General features: G+C 65.8%; 21 protein-coding genes. 10 read left to right on the forward strand and 11 right to left on the reverse strand.

Going from position 1 to position 18,081, the window contains the following annotated elements; all coding sequences use genetic code 11:
- Genes trpC through TSA1_RS31775 form a run of 3 tightly spaced genes read right to left on the reverse strand, consistent with a single transcriptional unit; the run spans position 1 to position 3,759 of the window.
- Positions 1-822: an indole-3-glycerol phosphate synthase TrpC gene (trpC, locus tag TSA1_RS31765; protein WP_100179769.1), complete on the reverse strand. Its 822-nt coding sequence runs from the start codon at positions 820-822 to the stop codon at positions 1-3.
- A gap of 7 nt (positions 823-829) precedes the next feature.
- Positions 830-1,843: an anthranilate phosphoribosyltransferase gene (trpD, locus tag TSA1_RS31770; protein WP_100179770.1), complete on the reverse strand. Its 1,014-nt coding sequence runs from the start codon at positions 1,841-1,843 to the stop codon at positions 830-832.
- A gap of 14 nt (positions 1,844-1,857) precedes the next feature.
- Positions 1,858-3,759, reverse strand: coding sequence for a SurA N-terminal domain-containing protein (locus TSA1_RS31775; protein ID WP_100179771.1), 1,902 nt, complete (start codon positions 3,757-3,759; stop codon positions 1,858-1,860).
- 46 nt (positions 3,760-3,805) lie between these two features.
- On the opposite strand from TSA1_RS31775, the gene TSA1_RS39115 reads away from it, so the two are divergent.
- The 4 genes from TSA1_RS39115 to pyrG all read left to right on the forward strand — a co-directional run bounded on the left by TSA1_RS39115 (position 3,806) and on the right by pyrG (position 7,117).
- Positions 3,806-4,003: a hypothetical protein gene (locus TSA1_RS39115; RefSeq protein ID WP_145984409.1), complete on the forward strand. Its 198-nt coding sequence runs from the start codon at positions 3,806-3,808 to the stop codon at positions 4,001-4,003.
- A 34-nt stretch (positions 4,004-4,037) separates the two neighbouring features.
- Positions 4,038-4,793, forward strand: a complete 756-nt coding sequence (gene tpiA / locus TSA1_RS31785; RefSeq protein WP_100179773.1) for a triose-phosphate isomerase — start codon at positions 4,038-4,040, stop codon at positions 4,791-4,793.
- 139 nt (positions 4,794-4,932) lie between these two features.
- The gene (gene secG / locus TSA1_RS31790; protein WP_100179774.1) at positions 4,933-5,319 is read left to right on the forward strand and encodes a preprotein translocase subunit SecG; all 387 of its coding nucleotides are present in this window, start codon (positions 4,933-4,935) and stop codon (positions 5,317-5,319) included.
- A 166-nt stretch (positions 5,320-5,485) separates the two neighbouring features.
- Positions 5,486-7,117: a CTP synthase gene (pyrG, locus tag TSA1_RS31795; protein ID WP_100179775.1), complete on the forward strand. Its 1,632-nt coding sequence runs from the start codon at positions 5,486-5,488 to the stop codon at positions 7,115-7,117.
- Positions 7,118-7,122: 5 nt separating this feature from the next.
- Here pyrG and TSA1_RS31800 read toward each other — a convergent pair whose 3' ends face one another.
- The 5 genes from TSA1_RS31800 to TSA1_RS31820 form a co-directional block, all read right to left on the reverse strand.
- Entirely contained in the window at positions 7,123-7,410 is a 288-nt protein-coding gene (locus tag TSA1_RS31800) for a BrnA antitoxin family protein (protein ID WP_100179776.1), read from the reverse strand.
- Complete coding sequence (locus TSA1_RS31805; protein WP_100179777.1) at positions 7,394-7,654, reverse strand: BrnT family toxin; 261 nt, start codon at positions 7,652-7,654, stop codon at positions 7,394-7,396. The genes TSA1_RS31800 and TSA1_RS31805 overlap by 17 nt, the downstream gene beginning before the upstream one ends.
- 88 nt (positions 7,655-7,742) lie before the next feature.
- Positions 7,743-8,396, reverse strand: a complete 654-nt coding sequence (locus TSA1_RS31810) for a class I SAM-dependent methyltransferase (RefSeq protein ID WP_174719162.1) — start codon at positions 8,394-8,396, stop codon at positions 7,743-7,745.
- Positions 8,397-8,503: 107 nt separating this feature from the next.
- The gene (locus TSA1_RS31815) at positions 8,504-9,880 is read right to left on the reverse strand and encodes a sensor histidine kinase (RefSeq protein WP_100181447.1); all 1,377 of its coding nucleotides are present in this window, start codon (positions 9,878-9,880) and stop codon (positions 8,504-8,506) included.
- 5 nt (positions 9,881-9,885) lie between these two features.
- Complete coding sequence (locus tag TSA1_RS31820) at positions 9,886-10,560, reverse strand: response regulator transcription factor (protein WP_100179779.1); 675 nt, start codon at positions 10,558-10,560, stop codon at positions 9,886-9,888.
- Positions 10,561-10,749: 189 nt separating this feature from the next.
- On the opposite strand from TSA1_RS31820, the gene TSA1_RS31825 reads away from it, so the two are divergent.
- The 3 genes from TSA1_RS31825 (at position 10,750) to TSA1_RS31835 (ending at position 13,259) form a co-directional block, all read left to right on the forward strand.
- Entirely contained in the window at positions 10,750-11,076 is a 327-nt protein-coding gene (locus TSA1_RS31825) for an NIPSNAP family protein (RefSeq protein WP_100179780.1), read from the forward strand.
- 126 nt (positions 11,077-11,202) lie between these two features.
- On the forward strand, positions 11,203-12,051 hold the full coding sequence (kdsA, locus tag TSA1_RS31830) for a 3-deoxy-8-phosphooctulonate synthase (RefSeq protein WP_100179781.1): 849 nt from the start codon (positions 11,203-11,205) through the stop codon (positions 12,049-12,051).
- Entirely contained in the window at positions 12,051-13,259 is a 1,209-nt protein-coding gene (locus TSA1_RS31835; RefSeq protein ID WP_100179782.1) for an MFS transporter, read from the forward strand. Before kdsA ends, TSA1_RS31835 begins: the two co-directional genes overlap by 1 nt.
- 429 nt (positions 13,260-13,688) lie before the next feature.
- Here TSA1_RS31835 and TSA1_RS31845 read toward each other — a convergent pair whose 3' ends face one another.
- Positions 13,689-14,891 (reverse strand): MFS transporter, encoded by a 1,203-nt coding sequence (locus TSA1_RS31845; RefSeq protein WP_100179784.1) that lies wholly within the window; start codon positions 14,889-14,891, stop codon positions 13,689-13,691.
- A 135-nt stretch (positions 14,892-15,026) separates the two neighbouring features.
- Positions 15,027-15,509, reverse strand: coding sequence for a cupin domain-containing protein (locus TSA1_RS31850; protein WP_100179785.1), 483 nt, complete (start codon positions 15,507-15,509; stop codon positions 15,027-15,029).
- A 13-nt stretch (positions 15,510-15,522) separates the two neighbouring features.
- Between TSA1_RS31850 and TSA1_RS39410 the strand changes: the two genes are divergently transcribed.
- The 3 genes from TSA1_RS39410 (at position 15,523) to TSA1_RS31860 (ending at position 16,833) form a co-directional block, all read left to right on the forward strand.
- Positions 15,523-15,699: a hypothetical protein gene (locus tag TSA1_RS39410; protein ID WP_161497290.1), complete on the forward strand. Its 177-nt coding sequence runs from the start codon at positions 15,523-15,525 to the stop codon at positions 15,697-15,699.
- A 49-nt stretch (positions 15,700-15,748) separates the two neighbouring features.
- Positions 15,749-16,033 carry a hypothetical protein gene (locus TSA1_RS31855; RefSeq protein ID WP_100179786.1) on the forward strand — a complete coding sequence of 95 codons (285 nt, stop codon included), beginning with the start codon at positions 15,749-15,751 and terminating at the stop codon, positions 16,031-16,033.
- Between the two features lie 83 nt (positions 16,034-16,116).
- A complete protein-coding gene (locus tag TSA1_RS31860) occupies positions 16,117-16,833 on the forward strand; it encodes a peroxiredoxin-like family protein (RefSeq protein WP_100181448.1) in 717 nt (238 codons plus the stop codon).
- Between the two features lie 206 nt (positions 16,834-17,039).
- Here TSA1_RS31860 and TSA1_RS31865 read toward each other — a convergent pair whose 3' ends face one another.
- Positions 17,040-17,921 (reverse strand): LysR family transcriptional regulator, encoded by an 882-nt coding sequence (locus TSA1_RS31865; RefSeq protein ID WP_100179787.1) that lies wholly within the window; start codon positions 17,919-17,921, stop codon positions 17,040-17,042.
- Positions 17,922-18,081 lie beyond the last annotated feature (160 nt).

Raw genomic sequence — 18,081 nt, forward strand, 5'->3', positions numbered from 1 at the left:
TCAGCGCGTACCGGTCGCGCGCGCGGATGTCTCGCGCGCGAGCAGCGTGCGCGTCGCCGCGGTGACATCGGCCTGCCGCATCAGGCTCTCGCCGACCAGGAAGGTCGACATGCCGACGCGCTCTAGCCGGGCGAGATCGGCGGGCGTGAAGATACCGCTCTCACCGACCATCAGGCGGTCCGAAGGAATCAGCGGTGCAAGGGCCTCGCTGGTCGCAAGCGTGGTTTCGAAGGTACGCAGATTGCGATTGTTGACCCCGATCATCGGCGACCGCAGCTTCAGCGCCCGGTCGAGCTCGGCGCGGTCATGGATCTCGATCAGCACGTCCATCCCATAGGCAGTCGCGGCGTCTTCGAGGTCTTTGGCCGTGGCGTCGTCGAGCGCAGCCATGATGATCAGGATGCAGTCGGCGCCGTGCGCGCGGGCTTCCGCCACCTGATAGGTGTCGAACATGAAATCCTTGCGCAGCACCGGCAGCGACGTCGCCGCGCGTGCCGCCACCATGAAATCGAGATGGCCCTGGAACGAGGGGGAGTCGGTCAGCACCGACAGACAGGCCGCACCGCCGGCCTCATAGGCCTTCGCAAGCGCGGGCGGATCGAAATCGGCGCGGATCAGCCCCTTCGACGGCGAGGCCTTCTTCACTTCCGCGATCAGCGCGTAGTCGCCATTGGCGTGCTTGGCCCTGATCGCCCGCAGGAAGCCGCGGGGCGCGGCTTGCGCCTTGGCCTTCGCCTCGACCGCCGACAGCGGTTGCGCGCGCTTGGCGGCCGCGATCTCCTCGCGCTTGTAGGTTTCGATCTTGGTCAGGATGTCCGACATGTCAGGCTCAGCCGTTCGAGACCGCGATCAGATGCTTCAGGCGCGTGTTCGCCGCGCCGCTGTCGAGCGACTTCGCGCCGATCGCAACGCCCTCCTTGAGGTCCTTGGCTCGTCCGGCCACGACCAGCGCGGCGGCGGCGTTCATCAGGGCCACGTCGCGATAGGGGCTCGGCTTGCCCATGAGCACGCTTTGCAGCGCGATCGCATTGGCGTCGGCGTCGCCGCCCTTGAGAGCGCCGGGCTCGCAGCGCGGCAGGCCGGCGTCCTCCGGCGTCACCTCGAAATTCCGGATCTCGCCATTGCGGAGCGCGGAGACGAAGGTCGGGCCGGTGAGGGTGATCTCGTCGAGACCATCGGAGCCGTGCACCACCCAGGCGGATTCGGAGCCGAGATTCTTCAGCACCTGCGCCAGCGGCTGCACCCATTGCCGGGAGAACACGCCGACCATCTGCCGCTTCACGCCGGCCGGGTTGGACAGGGGACCGAGCAGATTGAAGATCGTGCGCGTGGCGAGCTCGACCCGGGTCGGGCCGACGTTCTTCATGGCGGGATGATGGGCAGGGGCGAACATGAAGCCGATGCCGCATTCGCGGACGCAGCGGCCGACCTGCTCGGGCTTCAGGTCGATCTTCACTCCGAGCGAAGCCAGCACGTCTGCGGCGCCCGAGCGCGATGACAGGGCGCGGTTGCCGTGCTTGGCCACCGGCACGCCGGCGCCCGCGACGATGAAGGAGGCGCAGGTCGAGACGTTGACCGAGCCGGAGCCGTCGCCGCCGGTGCCGACGATGTCAACGGCGTCTGCGGGCGCATCGACCGTGAGCATCTTGGAGCGCATCGCCGCAACCGCGCCGGTGATCTCGTCCACGGTCTCGCCGCGCACACGCAGAGCCATCAGCAGGCCGCCCATCTGCGAGGGCGTGGCCTCGCCGCTCATCATGGCGTCGAAGGCGGAAGCGGCTTCGTCACGCGACAGGCTGGCGCCGGTCGCCACTTTTCCAATGATCGATTTCAGGTCGTCCATCGCGTGCTTTCAACCTACTGCTGGTTCGCGCCGGTCACTTGCGCGAAGGCGGCCTGATTAATGGTGGTCCCGATGTCGGTTTCAAGCTTGTTGACGTAGGCCGCAACCTGCTCCTCGGTCTGGGCACGGTCGAGGCTCTCCTTCAGCTTCTTGACTGCATCGGAGGCGGCATCGACCGGGGGATCGACGATGTCGGTGACGCGGTAGACGATCACCTCGGTGCCGCCGGTCACCGGCGTCTGGCCGACACCGTCCTTGGCGGCGCGGAAGGCGGCCGACACGACCGCCGCGGGCACGCTGGCGGGCGTGTCGTCGCGCTTGAAGCCGTTTGCGGTCTCGACCTTGGCGCCGATCGCTGTGGCTTCGTCGGCGAGCTTGCCGCCCGCTTCGAGCTTCTGCACGATCTCGGTCGCCTTGGCCTTCAGCTTGGCCGCGATCTGATCCTGGCGCCAGCGCGCCTCGACCTGGTCGCGGACCTCGTCGAGATTGCGGTCGCGCGAGGGCGTGATGGCGAGCACGTCGTACCAGACGTAGCCGCCCTTGAACGAGATCGAGTCGTTGTCGACGCCGACATCGGTGTTGAAAGCCTGCGAGACCACGTCGAGGCCTTGCGGAATGTTGGCGACCAGCTGGCCGTTCGGGGCGCGGCCGGAGCGGTCGACGGCGTCGATGGTCACGGCGGTGAGGCCGAGCTTCTGCGCCGCGTCGATCACGCTGGCGCCGCCGCCGCGCTCGTCTTCCATCTTGTCGCGAAGGTCGTTGACCTTGACGCGCGCACGCTCGGTGGCGAGCTCGCGCTTGATGTCGCCGGCAAGCTTCGCATAGTCGGCCTCGGCGCCCGGCTCGATCTTGTCGACCTTGACGATGGACGTGCCGAGCGCGCCCTGGATCGGCTGGCTGATCTCGCCGGCGGGAAGCGCGAAGGCGGCTTCGCCGACCGCAGCATCCAGCGAAGACTTGGTGACGAGGCCAAGGTCGACATCGGAGGCACTCAGCCCACGCTCCTTGCCGAGGTCCTCGAACGACATGCCGCCGACGAGACGCTCCCGGGCGGCCTGCGCTTCAGCGGCGTTGGGGAAGACGATCTGCTGGATCTGGCGCTTCTCCGGCGTGCCGAGCCGGTCCTTGCGCTGCTCGAACACCTTCTTGGCGTCCTCGTCCGACACCTCGCTCCACTTGCCGATCTCTTCCGGTGAGACCACGACGAAGGAGATCTTGCGATATTCAGGCGCGCGGAACTGGACCTTGTGATCCTCGAAATAGGCCGCGAGCGCTTCGGGCGAGGGCGCGTCGATCTGGCCTGCCTGGGCGGCATCGAGCCTGACGAATTCGATGGTGCGCTGCTCGTTCTGGAAGCGCGTCAGCACGTCGAGCATGGTTTTCGGCGGCTCGAGGCCGGCGCCGATCGTGCCGGTGATCTGCCGGCGCAGCGACACCTTGCGCTGCTCGGCGACGTAGCGCTGCTCGGTATAGCCGAAATTGCGGATCATGGCCTGGAAGCGGTTCGCATCGAAATTGCCGCCGACGCCCTTGAAGTTGGGGTCGTTCATGATGACCTGGCGGATCTGGTCGTCGGACTGGCCGAGTCCGAGCCGGCGCGCCTCCTCGTCGAGGGCGGCTTCCGCGATGGTCTGCTGCAGCACCTGGCGGTCGAGGCCGAAGGCACGCGCCTGGTCGGGCGTCAGCGGACGGCCGAACTGGCGGCTGATCTGTTGCAGGCGGTCGGTGTAGATCTGACGGAACTCGTTCAGCGAAATCTCGGTGCTGCCGATCTTGGCCACCGTCGACTGCCCGAAGCCCTTGAAGATGTCGGCGATTCCCCAAATGCCGAAACTGACGATCAGCACGCCCATTACGATCGCCATAATGGTCTTGCCGACCCAGTTTGATGAGGCCTTGCGCATTCCTCGAAGCATTTGGTCCAACTTGTTTTGGTCAGGAGGGGAACGGGAGCGCGTCTTAATGCAGATTCCGCAAAAGCGCGTCACCAAATTGATCAATCATCATAAAGTGGCGGCTTTCCCCCCGCAACCTCAGGTCAGGCGACCGCTGGGAGCTGCGGTTAAAGCCCCCAAAGCGTTTTCCAGCGAAGTGGACCCCGGTTCGCGTCAGAAAACGCGTCAAAACAAGAATCTGGAACTGCAGCAGGTCCTCTGCTAGCGCATGCGCAAACCTCATTTTGCTGGAAATTGACATGACCGACGCCATCCGCCCCCTGATCGCCGGCAATTGGAAAATGAACGGGCTGAAGGGCTCGACTGCCGAATTCGACGCCATGCTCAGCGGCGCGGCAGATGTGGCCGCCAAGGCCGATCTGCTGGTCTGCCCGCCGGCGACCCTGATCGCGGCCTTTGCCGACAAGGCGCGCGGCAAGAAGGTCGCGGTAGGCGCCCAGGATTGCCATCCCAAGGCCTCCGGCGCCCATACCGGCGATATCGCCGCCGAAATGCTGGCGGATGCGGGCGCGAGCGCCATCATCGTCGGCCATTCCGAGCGTCGCGCCGACCACGGCGAGGGCGATGCCCTGGTCCGGCTGAAGGCGGAGGCTGCCTGGCGTGCCGGGGCGACGGCGATCGTCTGCATCGGCGAAACCCAAGCCCAGCGCGACGCCGGCCAGACCCTCGACATTCTACGCGGCCAGCTTGCCGGCTCGCTGCCCGATAGCTCGACCGCCGCCAACCTGATCGTGGCCTATGAGCCGGTCTGGGCGATCGGCACCGGCCTGACCCCGACCGCCCAGGATGTCGAGCAAATCCATGGATTTATCCGGGAACTCCTGACCTCCAGGTTCAAGGCCGATGGCGCCAGGATGCGCATCCTTTATGGCGGCTCGGTCAAGCCCTCGAACGCGGCCGAGCTGATGGCAGTCAAGAACGTCAACGGCGCCCTGGTCGGCGGCGCCAGCCTGAAAGCGGCTGATTTCCTTGCGATCGCGAAAGGGTGCCCCTAGCTAATCCAAAGCTTTGGTTCGGGACCGATCGGGGGTGGCAATACCCCCTCCGATCGTGTAACACCGCGCAACTTCAGGAAAACCCGCGAAGCGCGATCGGCCGCCGTCAGGCGCCGTCCGCTTGTGACGGAAGGGCACCATGCAGACCGTTGTCATCGTCATCCACCTCATGATCGTCGCCGTCATGATCGGCGCCGTCCTGCTCCAGAAGTCGGAAGGCGGCGGCCTCGGCATGGGCGGCGGTGCGGGTTTCATGTCCAGCCGCGGCACCGCGAATCTGTTGACGCGGACCACCGCGATCCTGGCGGCGGGCTTCTTCCTCACCAGCATGTTCCTGTCCTGGCACGCGGGCTACAGCCGTGCGCCGTCCTCGATCATCGGCACGCCGGCCTCGCAGGGCCAGCCGGCCGGCGGATCGCCGGTCGCCCCGCCGACCTCGGGCGGCATCCTGGATTCGCTGAAGAAGGCCGACGAGCAGCAGCAGGCACCGGCCCCGACCGGCCCACAGGTGCCGCGCTCGCAATAAAGCAGGGGGGCCATGCAGGGCGGCTGCTACCGTCCTGCATCAAAGATCCCCATCAAGGCACTGTCACCACTCTTAGTTTTGGCTCACCCACAGGCCCGCAAAATCTTTGGGGCGGAATACGAATCGCTTTGGCGAATCGAATTCGAGGGATTAGAGGTTAAGTCCCATGGCGCGGTACATATTCATCACCGGCGGCGTGGTTTCTTCGCTCGGCAAGGGTCTGGCTTCAGCGGCACTCGGTGCGCTGTTGCAGGCCCGGGGCTACAAGGTCCGCCTCCGCAAGCTCGACCCCTATCTCAATCTCGATCCCGGAACGATGTCGCCGTATCAGCACGGCGAAGTGTTCGTGACCGATGACGGCGCGGAGACCGATCTCGATCTCGGTCACTACGAGCGCTTCACGGGCCGGCCTGCGACCAAGCAGGACAACATCACCACGGGACGCATTTACCAGGACATCATCTCCAAGGAACGCCGCGGCGACTATCTCGGCGCGACCATCCAGGTGGTTCCGCACGTCACCAACGCCATCAAGGAATTCGTCCTCTCCGGCAACGACGATTACGATTTCGTGCTGGTCGAGATCGGCGGCACCGTTGGCGACATCGAGGGCCTGCCGTTCTTCGAGGCGATCCGCCAGCTCAAGAACGAGCTGCCGCGCGATCACGCCATCTACATTCACCTCACGCTGCTGCCTTACATTCCGAGCGCCGGCGAATTGAAGACGAAGCCGACGCAGCATTCGGTGAAGGAGCTGCGTTCGATCGGCATCCAGCCGGACATCCTGCTCTGCCGCACCGATCGCGAGATCCCGAAGGAGGAGCGACGCAAGCTCGGCCTGTTCTGCAACGTGCGCGAAAGCGCCGTGATCGAGGCGCGCGACGCCGACAGCATCTATGCCGTGCCTGAAGCCTATCACGCGGCAGGCCTCGATGACGAAGTGCTCGCCGCCTTCGGCATCGAATCGCGCATCCCGCCGGTGCTCAAGAGCTGGCACCAGATCAACGAGCGCATCCGCAATCCCGAAGGCAACGTCACCATCGCCATCGTCGGCAAGTACACCGGCATGAAGGATGCGTACAAGTCGCTGATCGAGGCGCTCTCGCATGGCGGCATCGCCAACAAGGTGAAGGTCAATCTCGACTGGATCGAGAGCGAGATCTTCGAGAAGGAAGATCCGGCGCCGTTCCTCGAGCACGTCAACGGCATCCTGGTGCCGGGCGGCTTCGGCCAGCGCGGCGCGGAGGGCAAGATCAAGGCGGCGCAGTTCGCGCGCGAACGCGACGTGCCGTATTTCGGCATCTGCTTCGGCATGCAGATGGCGGTGATCGAGGCCGCGCGAAATCTCGTCGGCATCGAGGACGCCAACTCCACCGAGTTCGGCCCGACCAAAGAGCCGCTGGTCGGCCTGATGACGGAATGGCTGCGCGGCAACGAGCTCGAGAAACGCTCGCAGGCCGGCGACCTCGGCGGCACCATGCGCCTCGGTGCCTATCCTGCCGCGCTCAATCGCGGCAGCCGCGTCTCTCAGGTCTATGGCGGCGCGACCGAGATTTCCGAACGCCACCGCCATCGCTACGAGGTCAACACCGCCTACAAGGATCGCCTCGAGCAGCACGGCTTGAAATTCTCGGGGCTCTCGCCCGACGGCGTGCTGCCTGAGATCGTCGAGTACGAGGATCATCCCTGGTTCATCGGCGTCCAGTTCCATCCCGAGCTGAAGTCGCGGCCGTTCGAGCCGCACCCGCTGTTCGCCTCGTTCATCCAGGCGGCGATGGTGCAGAGCCGGCTGGTGTAACCAGCTCAACTTGCTCTCTTGACCATCTTGCGCAACGCGGCGTCGATCTTCGATTGCCAGCCAGGGCCCTTCGCCTTGAAGTGTTGTACGACTTCGGGGCTGAGCCGGATCGACACTGGAATTTTGGTCGGAGCCTTCTGCGGCCCGCGCTTGCCGACCATGGAGGCGAGCTGACTCGGCTTCATGTCTCCCAGCCGGATGCCGGCCGGAAATTTGGTCGCCTTCGCGAAATCCTCTCGCGTCCACTCGGGGTTTTCCCGATCGATCGTCGATCGCTTAGCTTTCCGGGACATAGCGTTTCAATTCCTTGGCATGGGCACGTCGCAGGCTGATTGGTCGATATCGATCGTCACGAATGGTGAACACCAGGCAATGCGCGACGCCATCGATGAACCCGTAAGCCCGATAGCGCGGATCGCCGTAGTCAAAAGGTTCGACGCTGACGATGGCTCGAACCTCCATATCCGACCAACGCGCGAGCGAGATGCCGTGCTTCGCGACATTGGCCGCATCTTTCGCTGGATCGAAATCGGCCATTTTTTCGTATATACGATTTGTGCGCCGCGGGGTCAATCGCGATGGTATCGTGGCTTCGTCGGACCGCAACCTGGGCCGGCGCTCTGCCTCAGGGCGCAAGGCTGCAGTCGCGCTCGGTCTCCCACCTCGCTTGCGTCGATACCTCCGGCGCAACCGATCCCGTGATCAGCTTCATCTGTGGCCGCCGCGTCAGCCTGTAGACGGCGGCGGGCGGCACGTTGAGCAAGGTGCGGTCCAGGAGCTTTGCGCGCAGGCCCAGCCGGTCGAGCACGGGCCGCGGCACCGGGCAGCTCATGCCATAGGTGAACTGGTAGAAGGCGCCGCCGGGACGGACATAGCTGAACGCACCGCTGAGGATCGAGATCACCTTGCGCCTGCTCATGTTCAGCAGCGGCAGGCCGCTCACCACCGCGCCGACGGGCGCGCCCTCATAAAGCCGCTCGGTCGCAAGCCGGCCTGCATCCATCCACAGCACGCGCGAGCCGGGAAAGCGCATCTGCAGGAGCTTCATGAAGTCGGAGCCGTATTCGATCAGCGTGAGGTCCTGCGGACGGACGCCGCGTTTGAGCAGCTTGTAGGTGAACGCGCCGGTGCCGGGACCGAGCTCGAGGATAGGTCCCGTCGTCGCACTGATCTCGCGGGTGATGAGATCGGCGAGCGCCGCACCCGATGGTGCGACCGCGCCGACCCGCCGCGGGGACGACATCCAGGACAGGAAGAACGAAAGAAAATCGTTGGGCATGCGCACTCCGGATCTTGGTTGCACCTCAATTGGAGGCGCGGCGCATGCAGTGTCGCGGGAGCGCATTGCGACAGCATTGCGCTACGGGGCGCAAATACCAAATTGAATCAGCTCTGCCGCACTTCCGGCAGCGTCATCCGGAAGCAGGCGCCGCCCTCCGGTCCGTCCGCGACCGAAACGTGGCCGCCATGCAGCTGCACGATCTCGCGCACCATGTTGAGGCCGAGGCCGGCGCCGCGATCGAGCGGCGTCAGCCGGTAGAACGGCTCGAAGATCTGCTCGCGCTGATCGGCGGGAATGCCGGCGCCTTCGTCCGCGACCTCGATGCTCGCGGGCCTGCCGACGCGAATCCCGATCGTGCCGCGGCGCGGGCCGTGCTGGATTGCATTCTGCACGAGATTGGTCAGCGCGCGCTCCAGCGCCGCCGCATCGCCCATCGTCTCGATCGGTGTCGCCGGCGCGTCGAGCGCCAGCTCGTAGCCCGCGGCGATCGCCAGCGGCGCGAGATCGGCGGCGACGCCTTGCGCAACGGTGACGAGATTGACGCGCGTGAAAGGATGGCCGCAGCGGTCGAGCCGCTGGATATCGAGCAATTGTTCGGCAAGCGTCGCCAGCCGCGCGGCATCCTCCATGAGACGGGTCTTGTCCGGCCCAGGGGCCAGTGACTCCAGCCGTGTGTTCAGGATCGCGATCGGTGTACGAAGCTCGTGCGCGGCATCCGCAACGAAGCGCTTGTGGCGGGCATAGCCCTGGTCGAGCCGCGCCAGCGCGTCGTTGATCGCGGTCACCAGCGGCATGACCTCCAGCGGAATCCGCTCTACCGGCAGCCGCGCGCCGCGCTGATGGATATCGATGCGCCTGGCCTCGTCCGCCGCGCTATCGAGCCCCCTGAACGCGCGGCGCACGATCATCGGCGTCGCGATGAACGTCGCCGTTCCCATCAGCAACAGGCCGGGCAGGGCGAGGCCGAGGAACGCAAGGGATGTCATGAACAGCGCCTTGGCGCCGATCAGACGTCCTTGCGTCGCCGTGATGACCTGCACATTGCCGGCATCGGTGTCGACCCGCTTCAGCCGTGCCGCCGGCTTGCGGGGATCGTCCTCGAACATCTGCCAGCCGAGCCGCGCCTGGCTGATCTGGTCGAGGCCGTTGCCGATCGCGGCGAATTCGGCCGGCACGGTGCCTTCGCTCAGGATGCGACCCTGCCGGTCGCGCACAAGGAACCAGAGGTCGGGCGTCTCGCTGCGCAAGTGCTGCAGCTCGGCCGTCCGCCGCAAGGCCAGTCCGCCTTGTGCGTCGCGCATGAGCGCGCGCTGGACGACGTCGATGACACGGTCCTCGTCGCGCTCGGCGAGCACGAAGCCGGAGGCGCACAACGCTCCGACCACGACGGCGACAAGTGCAAGGAGCAGCGCGGCCTGGAGCGACAGCAGGCGCCAGCTCAGGCGCGAGCGCAGGCAATAGGGATCGTGGTGCGCGCTGATCGTGCTCATGGCAGCTTCTTCAGGAGGTAGCCGACACCGCGAATGCCGTGGATCTCGATGCCGGCGTCGGCGTCCGCGAGCTTTCGCCGGAGCCGCGAGACGTGCGTGTCGAGCGCGTTGGACTGGATCTCGTCGTCGAAATTGTAGACCGCCTCTTCCAGCGCCGAGCGCAGCACGGTCCGGCCCATGCGGCGGACCAGCGCTTCGAGCACCAGCAGCTCGCGGCGAGGCAGCTCGAACGGCACGCCGTCGATACTGGCCTCGCGATGACTGAGGTCGAAGGCGAGGCGGCCGGCACGGATCACGTCAGGGGAGAGGCCCGCCGGCCGCCGCAGCACGGCGCGCAGCCGCGCCAGCAGCTCCTCGACTGCAAACGGCTTGGACAAATAATCGTCGGCGCCGCTGTCGAGCCCGGCGATGCGGTCGGCGAGCTCGCCCCGCGCAGTCAGGACGATGATCGGCACGCCGTCGGCGCGCGCGCGGAGCTTTGGGATCAGGGCGAGGCCATCGCCGTCAGGAAGCTGGCGGTCGAGCAGGACGGCGGCATGGACGTCGGCCGAGATGGCCTCCTCCGCCTCGGCCAGCGTCGGGGCGTGGTCCACCACCATGTCGTAGCGCTTCAGCGCCGAGGCCAGGGCGCCGGCCATCTCCGCTTCATCCTCGACCAGCAAAATCCGCATGTGACAGGCACCCAGGCTGCGACTGAGCCTTTGTAGCGGCCCGATCATTGCGGCAGCATTGCGGGAGTCCGGCGCGGCGCCGGACGCGCAAGCCATGCGCGGAGCGCCGCGGGGGGCGGCCGGTCCGGGCTCAAGACACCCTCGCGGGCAGCCGCTATAACCGCCGGACCTGTTCAGGGAGGAACATGAATGATCTACGAAATGCGCGTTTATCGCTGCGTGCCCGGCCGCCTGCCGGCGCTGTTGAAGCGGTTCGAGACCGCCACGCTGAAGATCTGGGAGAAGCACGGCATCAAGCAGGCCGGCTTCTTCACGACCTTGATCGGCGAATCCAACCAGGAGCTGACCTATTTCCTCGCCTGGGAGTCGCTTGCCGAGCGCGAGACGAAGTGGGGCAAGTTCATGACCGATCCGGACTGGATCAAAGCACGCGCGGAGAGCGAAGCGGACGGCCAGATCGTCGGCAATATCGTCAGCCAGATCCTGACGCCGACTGCCTTCTCGGCCGTGAAGTAGGAATCTGCCGCGGCAAGGGCGGCGCCGGCAGCCCCGGCGCAACCCTGATATTCGGATGGCCTGGGCCGAATAGGGTTGATCCGACCCTCGTGGCGGCTATGGTCGCGCCGAAACGAGGGATTTGTCTTGAGCTCTTCGCATTCAGCGGCGCCGGTCGTCACCATCGGAAAGGTCAAGTTCGGCAACGATCTGCCGATCTCGATCATTGCCGGACCATGCCAGCTCGAAAGCCGCCAGCATGCGCTGGAGGTCGCCTCCGCGCTGAAGGAGATCGCGGCGCGGCTGAACATCGGCCTCGTCTACAAGACCTCGTTCGACAAGGCCAACCGCACCAGCGCGTCCGCGGCGCGCGGCCTGGGTCTTGCGCAGTCGCTGCCGATCTTCGCCGAAATCCGCTCCTCGCTCGGTCTGCCTGTCCTGACCGACGTGCACGAGGCCACGCAATGTGCCGAGGTGGCGCAGGCCGTGGACATCTTGCAGATTCCTGCCTTCCTGTGCCGGCAGACCGATCTGCTGCTGGCGGCGGCTGCGACCGGCAAGGTCGTCAACGTCAAGAAGGGGCAATTCCTGGCGCCGTGGGACATGGCGAACGTCGTCGCGAAGATCACCAGCGCCAACAATCCCAACGTGCTCGTCACCGAGCGCGGGGTGTCGTTCGGCTACAACACGCTGGTCTCCGACATGCGCGCGCTGCCGATCCTGGCACGCACCACCGGTGCGCCCGTGATCTTCGATGCCACCCATTCGGTGCAGCAGCCGGGCGGGAAGGGTGCCTCGTCGGGCGGTGAGCGCGAATTCGTGCCGGTGCTCGCACGCGCGGCGGTTGCCGTCGGCGTTGCCGGCGTCTTCATCGAGACCCATCCCGATCCCGACCGCGCGCCTTCGGACGGACCCAACATGGTGCCGCTGCGCGAGTTCGAAGGGCTGATCGCCAGGTTGATGGCGTTCGACGCGCTGGCAAAGAACCCGCGCTGATGCAGAAGAGCGAGGCGCGGCCGCACGACCACGGCTTGCCGACGGCGCTCTACGTCATCTCGGGCGCAAGCTTTGCCGCGGCCCTGTCGGCGCGGGCGCTCGATCCGGTGCTGCCGCATGTCGCCGAGGATTTCGGCGTCAGCATCGCGACCGCCGCAGGCTTTGCCGCGGTGTTCGCCTTCACCTTCTCGATCATCCAGCCGATCATCGGCGCTGCCGCCGATCTGTTCGGCAAGACGCGGCTGATGATCGGCTGCCTGGCGCTGCTCGGCCTCGCCAACATCCTCGGCGCATTTTCGACCTCGTTCTCGGTTCTGTTTGCGACCCGCATTCTCGCCGGCATCGGCTCGGGCGGCGTGTTTCCGGTGGCGCTCAGCCTGACCAGCGATCTCGTCGGCCCCGAGAAACGCCAGGTTGCGATCAGCCGCACGCTTGCCGGCGCCATGACGGGCAATCTGCTCGGTGCCTCGGCCTCCGGCCTGATCGGCGATTTCCTCGGCTGGCGCGGCGTGCTGGCGGTGCTCGGCGGGCTGGTGATCATCGCATCGATCGCGGTCGCCGCCGGCTTTCGCGGCGCCAGGGTCAAGCATCCCCCGAAGACGAGCCTGTCGGCGCTGAGGGCGGGCTATCGCACCATCTTCACCAACCCGAACGCCTATGTCTGCTACTCCGCGGTGTTCATCGAAGGCTGCTGCGTGCTCGGCCTGTTTCCCTACATCGCCTCGTTCCTGTTCGAGCTCGGCCAGACATCGCTGTCGATCGCCGGCCTGGTCATTGCGGGTTTTGCGGTCGGCGGCCTGTTCTACACGCTGACGGTGGCGCGGCTGCTGCCGTGGCTCGGCGTCAAGGGCATGATGATCGTGGGCATGACGCTGGTTGCCTCGCAGCTCGTTGCCGTCGCGTTCGGGCCGCGCTGGGAGGTGCAGGCCCTCAATCTCATCGTGATGGGCTGGGGCTTCTACATCGCCCATGGCTGCCTGCAGGTCTTCGCCAGCGAGCTCTCGGTCGAAGCGCGCGCCACCGCGCTGTCGCTGCATTCGTTCTTCTTCTTCATGGGGCAGACCGTGGGGCCGCTCGCCTATGGTTTCGGGCTCCAGCATGCCGGCAAGATGCCGACCCTGGTCGCAAGCGCGGGGATCATGGTGGTACTCGGCTTTGTCTGCGCCCGGCTGCTGAAGCAGCGGGCTCCGGCTGACGCGCGGGCGTGATGGAACAGCAGGCGCCGGAAACTAAATCGGACGTCCTGCCTCGCACGTGCTAGAGCCGGGGATGACAAAGTTTCTCATCGCAGCGCTGCTCGCCATAAGTCCAGTCGCTGCACAGACGTCCGAAGCGCAACCCAAGCCATCGCTGACGGATCGCGAGCAGGTACAGGCAGATCGCGCTAAGGCGGCCGTCGAGGAAAGGAACGCGCCGACCGCGCGTCCATGGGACAGAGATGCCAGCGGCAAACGTCCCTGGGAAAAGTTGACCGCCCCCAAGTAGCGCGGCGCGAGGCGAGACCCGGCATCGCGCTTCGCTGACCGCGCGACTGCTAGAGCTCTTTCGAGCGAAGTGGACACCGGTTCGCGTGAAGAAAACGCGTCAAAACAAGAATCTAGAGCTTCGGTTCTGATTCAATCAGAACCGAAGATGCTCTAGCGCTTCAGGGCGAAGGTGAGCAGGGCTGCCGCCCCAAGGGCCACGCCGACGCCGAACACGCAGGCGTGCCACCCGAAGGCGTCGAACAGGCGCCCGAGCACCGCCGTGCCGACCAGCCCGCCGCAGAAATAGCACGCAAGATAGGTCCCGCTGGCGATGCCGCGGTTGTCGGCAGCCGCCTGTCCGACAAAGCCTGTCGCGGCGGCCTGCGCGAAAAATGTGCCGACGCCGACCAGAACCATACCGGTGAGGACTTCGCTCAGATGTGGCATCAGCATCAAGGGCAGACCCAGGCCGGCGACGGCGAGCGCGCCCCAGATCGTCGGACGCGTTCCGAACCGCGCGGCCACCTTGCCAGCCAGAAGCGTCGTGACGACCGACGGCAGGAAGACGAAATAGACGAGGCCGAGATCCATCATGCCCAATGCCAGCGGCGGCCGCACAAGCACGAAATTGACGAAAGTGAAGGTGCCGATGAAGGCGAACAGAATGCAGAAGCCGATGCCGAAGGCCGCGCACAGCCTCGGATTGCGCCAATGCGCGATCATGGCCTTGAGCGGTGAAGCGGCCGGCATCATCGTATGCATCGGCTGCACGCGTCGAATCGTGAAATAGACCAGCACAGCGCCGACGAGGTTGAGGGCCGCGAACAGATAGAAATTCCAGGCAAGACCTAGTCCGTCGGCGACGGCGGCCGAGATCAGCCGTCCCACGAGATTGCTCGCGACATTACCGGTGATGTAGGCGGCAAAGGCGCCGCCGGCGTCAATCGCGCTGCATTGCTCGCCGAGATAGGCGAGGGTGAGCGCGAAGGCGGACGCCATGCACAGGCCCTGCGCGATCCGCAAGACGGTGAAGACGGCAAGATTCGGTGCCGAGGCCAGCAGGCTGGTGGGGATCGCCAGCAGTGCCAGGCTGAGCAGGATGCCGGTCCGCCGGTTGATGTGCGGGCTGAGAAAGCCGACGACGAGGCTGGCTGCGGCCATGCCGAAGGTGCTGGCGTTGACGGCAAAGCCCATCGCGGCGGGCGTGACGTCGTAATGGCGCGCGAGCGTGGGCAGGATCGCCTGCGTCGCGAAGAGATCGACGACGGTCAGGAATGCGGTGAGGCCGATCACGAGCGAGCGCAGTGCCAGACCCGGCGAGTGCGCGTCCAGCGCCATCGCGGCCGGTTTGATCGACGCGGAAAGATCGGTCATGGCACGATTTCTCTCGACTTGTCATTCCGGGCTGGTGCGAACGGGACGTGCAAAGCGCGGGCCGGCGCACCAGACCCGGAATCTCGAGATTCCGGGTTCGCTGCGCGCTCCGGAATGACGGAGCATTAAAAGCCGTTACATGTGGTGATCGTTGGGATCCTTGCGGACGTCGCCGACGTAGAGAATGACGGTCTCCTTGCCGAGATTCTTCCACCAATGCGAGGTGCCGTTGACCTCGGGACGGATGTCGCCGGCCTTGTGCACGATCGGATCGACGCAGTTGGAGGCGTATTCGACGATCTCGCCCTGCTGCACGAAGATCAACGCGGGACGGTCGTCGTGGCTGTGCCAGGGCACGATGCCGCCGGGCTCGATGGTCAGCTTGCGAAAGCGCAGCTCGCGCCCCTCGATATGGGCCGGCTGCTTGCCGAGGTCGATCGCACCGAGCGTGACATCGGTAACGCCGACGGGCTTGTAGTCGACCATCTGCTGGGCGTTGGGCTTGATCTTGCCGGCCGGACATTCGCCGGCAACGACGGGCTGCGCCGAGAGCGTGAGGGCGCCGGCGATGGCAAGGCCGGGCCAGATCAGACGGAACGAGGGATGGCTCTGGGACATGGGGAGGTCTCCTGTGTTGGCCGCAACCGCGCTGGTCGCCGGCTATGACGGGAGCTTCATCGAGATCGCGTCCATCCTGAAATGCCGGCTTGCTCTCGATGCGATAGCGGTGCGCTATCTCGATGCGCGGTGGCTATCGATCCGATTGGGCAACGGCATTTCCGCTTTCGCGGCATTCGGCGTCCGATGACAGGGCGCCCGATTGGCGGGCGTCGACGTCAATCCCGAGGAGCACCCCCATGCCGAAATTGTCCAAGACTCTGATCGCCACCGCCGCTTTTGCGGTCATCGCCACTTCCGCGTTCTCGGAGGCCGCCTGGGACTTCAAGGCCGGCATGGCCTATTTCTATGGTGGCCCCGGCAAGATGTCGGCGATGGCGATGGCCCCGGCCGAGAAGAACCACGAGGCCATGATGAAGAACGCCAAGAAGGTGCCCGACAACACCGTCTTCTTCATGAGCAACGGATCGCTGTACTCCACCTCGGGACGGCTCGATCCGACCGGAAATTTCTACGTGAACTGAACGGGGCCTGGCATCGCGGCCGCCCCTTGCGGGCGGCCGAACCGGGAATCTAATATTCGCCTTGGAGAATGCCGGAGCAGAAGATGACATCTCTCTCGCCTGCCGATGCCGAACAGCTCAGGCTTGCCTTCCAGCGCTGCCGCGACATGGACGGCACGCTGAACGAGCAGCTCCGTGCCTATGCCGATGCCAGCCGTGCGGTGTTTCCGGCCTATGGCGAGGCCGTCGATCGCCTGGTGGCGAGATTGGGCGGTAACGGCGGCGGCGAGACCGCGCCGCGCCCGGGCGATGCGATGCCGCCATTCATGCTGCCGGACGAGGGCGGGCGTCTCGTCACGCTGCCGTCGCTCCTGGAGCGCGGTCCGCTCGCCGTGATGTTCTTCCGCGGCCATTGGTGTCCCTATTGCCGGCTCAACGTCCGCGCCGTGGTCCAGGCGCTCGACCGCATCAGGGCGATCGGGGCGCAGGTCGTCGCGGTGATGCCGGAGACACAGGAATACACTGGACGCCTCAAGGCCGAGTCCAGCGCACCGTTTCCAATCCTGACCGACCTCGACAACGGCTATGCGCTGTCGCTCAATCTCGCGATCTGGCTCGGCACCGAGATCCAGCGCCTGCTGTCCTACCAGGATATGACAAAATTCCACGGCAATGACGGCTGGATGCTGCCAATCCCGGCGGTGTTCGTGGTCGGCCGCGACGGCATCGTGAAAGCGCGCTTCGTCGACCCCGATTTCCGCAAGCGCATGGAGATCGACGATCTGCTCGCGGCACTGGAGAGCGCGAGCCGGGAGAACTAGCCGCGCACACTCTTTACCCTCTCCCCTTGGGGAGAGGGTGGCTCGGCGCGAAGCGGCGAGACGGGTGAGGGGTTTCTCTCCGCATGTGCCGTCGCTCGCGGAGACATACCCCTCACCCAAGCGAGTCTGCGTCTACCGGCGTCGCTGCCCTCTCCCACAAGGGGAGAGGGCACAGCAACACGCGTCTCACCTGGTGCAACGCTCCACTACCCCGCGATCTTGCGCCAGTCGGCGCCGCGCAGCATGCGCATCACGGCATTGGCGACTGCCGTTCGCTGCCGGCCGGCCACGCCGTAAAGGCTGACGGTGCGGCGGGCATCCAGCCCGGCGACGGTGGCGCGCGTCAGCGTGTCCGGCAAAGGCGAGGTGTGCGGCACCATGGCAACGCCGATGTCGGCTTCGACCAGCTCGATCAGGTCGCGCTCGCTCGAGATCTCGTGGCCATGCTCGATGCCGTGCTCGCGCAGGCTCGCGGAGATGCGGCGCGCGTGCTCGCAGAAGGTCCGGCTCAGCAATTGCTCGGAGCGCAGATCCTCCAGCTCGATGCTGCTGCGGCCCGCCAGCCGGTGTCCGTCGCCAACGACGAGCTCGAAGCTCTCCGTGAACAGCGGCCAGACGTCGAGCCGGTCCCAGGCCTCGTCGATCTCGGCGGCGATGCCGAGCTCGGCCTCGCCCTTCTTGAGGAAATCGCCGACCTCGCGGGCCGTCCCGCGCAGGAAGCGCAGCTCGAGCCGGTTGAACTGCCGCCTGATCTCGTTGAGATGGGGAATCAGCAATGCCAGATCGATCGAATGCGTCAGCGCGATACGCAGCGCGCCGACCTCGCCGCTCTTGAACGAGGAGGCGAGCGAGCGCGCGCCGGCTGCGGCGTCATAGCACTGCTTCAGCAGCGGATGCATGCGCTGGCCGAGCTCGGTCAGTTGCGCCGCCGGTCGCTCGCGGCGAAACAGGTCGCCACCAAGCTCGGCCTCCAGCTGCTTGATCGCGCGCGTCAGCGAAGGCTGCGTGACGTTGCACTCCTCCGCCGCGCGCGTGAAATTGAGCAGCTGCGCGACTGCGAGGAAATAGCGGACCTGATGCATTTCCATGAATCGGCTCCCAGCAAGACGGCGCGACCTTATCCGATCGGGCCGTCGAATGACATCCCAGCCGCAATAGCGCGCGCCTATGGATTCGGAAGCCAGCCGGTATTTCCGTTCGGGCGACCGATCTTCCAGGGTCTTGCGAAGGCTGGGAGCCCAGTCATCG

Source organism: Bradyrhizobium nitroreducens, from assembly GCF_002776695.1.
Lineage (GTDB): Bacteria > Pseudomonadota > Alphaproteobacteria > Rhizobiales > Xanthobacteraceae > Bradyrhizobium > Bradyrhizobium nitroreducens.

Excerpts from the sequence above, each read along its gene's own strand:
- trpC (WP_100179769.1), bottom strand. The coding sequence starts at position 822 with ATGTCGGACATCCTGACCAAGATCGAAACCTACAAGCGCGAGGAGATC.
- trpD (WP_100179770.1), bottom strand. The coding sequence starts at position 1,843 with ATGGACGACCTGAAATCGATCATTGGAAAAGTGGCGACCGGCGCCAGC.
- TSA1_RS31775 (WP_100179771.1), bottom strand. The coding sequence starts at position 3,759 with ATGCTTCGAGGAATGCGCAAGGCCTCATCAAACTGGGTCGGCAAGACC.
- TSA1_RS39115 (WP_145984409.1), top strand. The coding sequence starts at position 3,806 with ATGCAGATTCCGCAAAAGCGCGTCACCAAATTGATCAATCATCATAAA.
- tpiA (WP_100179773.1), top strand. The coding sequence starts at position 4,038 with ATGACCGACGCCATCCGCCCCCTGATCGCCGGCAATTGGAAAATGAAC.
- secG (WP_100179774.1), top strand. The coding sequence starts at position 4,933 with ATGCAGACCGTTGTCATCGTCATCCACCTCATGATCGTCGCCGTCATG.
- pyrG (WP_100179775.1), top strand. The coding sequence starts at position 5,486 with ATGGCGCGGTACATATTCATCACCGGCGGCGTGGTTTCTTCGCTCGGC.
- TSA1_RS31800 (WP_100179776.1), bottom strand. The coding sequence starts at position 7,410 with ATGTCCCGGAAAGCTAAGCGATCGACGATCGATCGGGAAAACCCCGAG.
- TSA1_RS31805 (WP_100179777.1), bottom strand. The coding sequence starts at position 7,654 with ATGGCCGATTTCGATCCAGCGAAAGATGCGGCCAATGTCGCGAAGCAC.
- TSA1_RS31810 (WP_174719162.1), bottom strand. The coding sequence starts at position 8,396 with ATGCCCAACGATTTTCTTTCGTTCTTCCTGTCCTGGATGTCGTCCCCG.
- TSA1_RS31820 (WP_100179779.1), bottom strand. The coding sequence starts at position 10,560 with ATGCGGATTTTGCTGGTCGAGGATGAAGCGGAGATGGCCGGCGCCCTG.
- TSA1_RS31825 (WP_100179780.1), top strand. The coding sequence starts at position 10,750 with ATGATCTACGAAATGCGCGTTTATCGCTGCGTGCCCGGCCGCCTGCCG.
- TSA1_RS31835 (WP_100179782.1), top strand. The coding sequence starts at position 12,051 with ATGCAGAAGAGCGAGGCGCGGCCGCACGACCACGGCTTGCCGACGGCG.
- TSA1_RS31845 (WP_100179784.1), bottom strand. The coding sequence starts at position 14,891 with ATGACCGATCTTTCCGCGTCGATCAAACCGGCCGCGATGGCGCTGGAC.
- TSA1_RS31850 (WP_100179785.1), bottom strand. The coding sequence starts at position 15,509 with ATGTCCCAGAGCCATCCCTCGTTCCGTCTGATCTGGCCCGGCCTTGCC.
- TSA1_RS31855 (WP_100179786.1), top strand. The coding sequence starts at position 15,749 with ATGCCGAAATTGTCCAAGACTCTGATCGCCACCGCCGCTTTTGCGGTC.
- TSA1_RS31860 (WP_100181448.1), top strand. The coding sequence starts at position 16,117 with ATGACATCTCTCTCGCCTGCCGATGCCGAACAGCTCAGGCTTGCCTTC.
- TSA1_RS31865 (WP_100179787.1), bottom strand. The coding sequence starts at position 17,921 with ATGGAAATGCATCAGGTCCGCTATTTCCTCGCAGTCGCGCAGCTGCTC.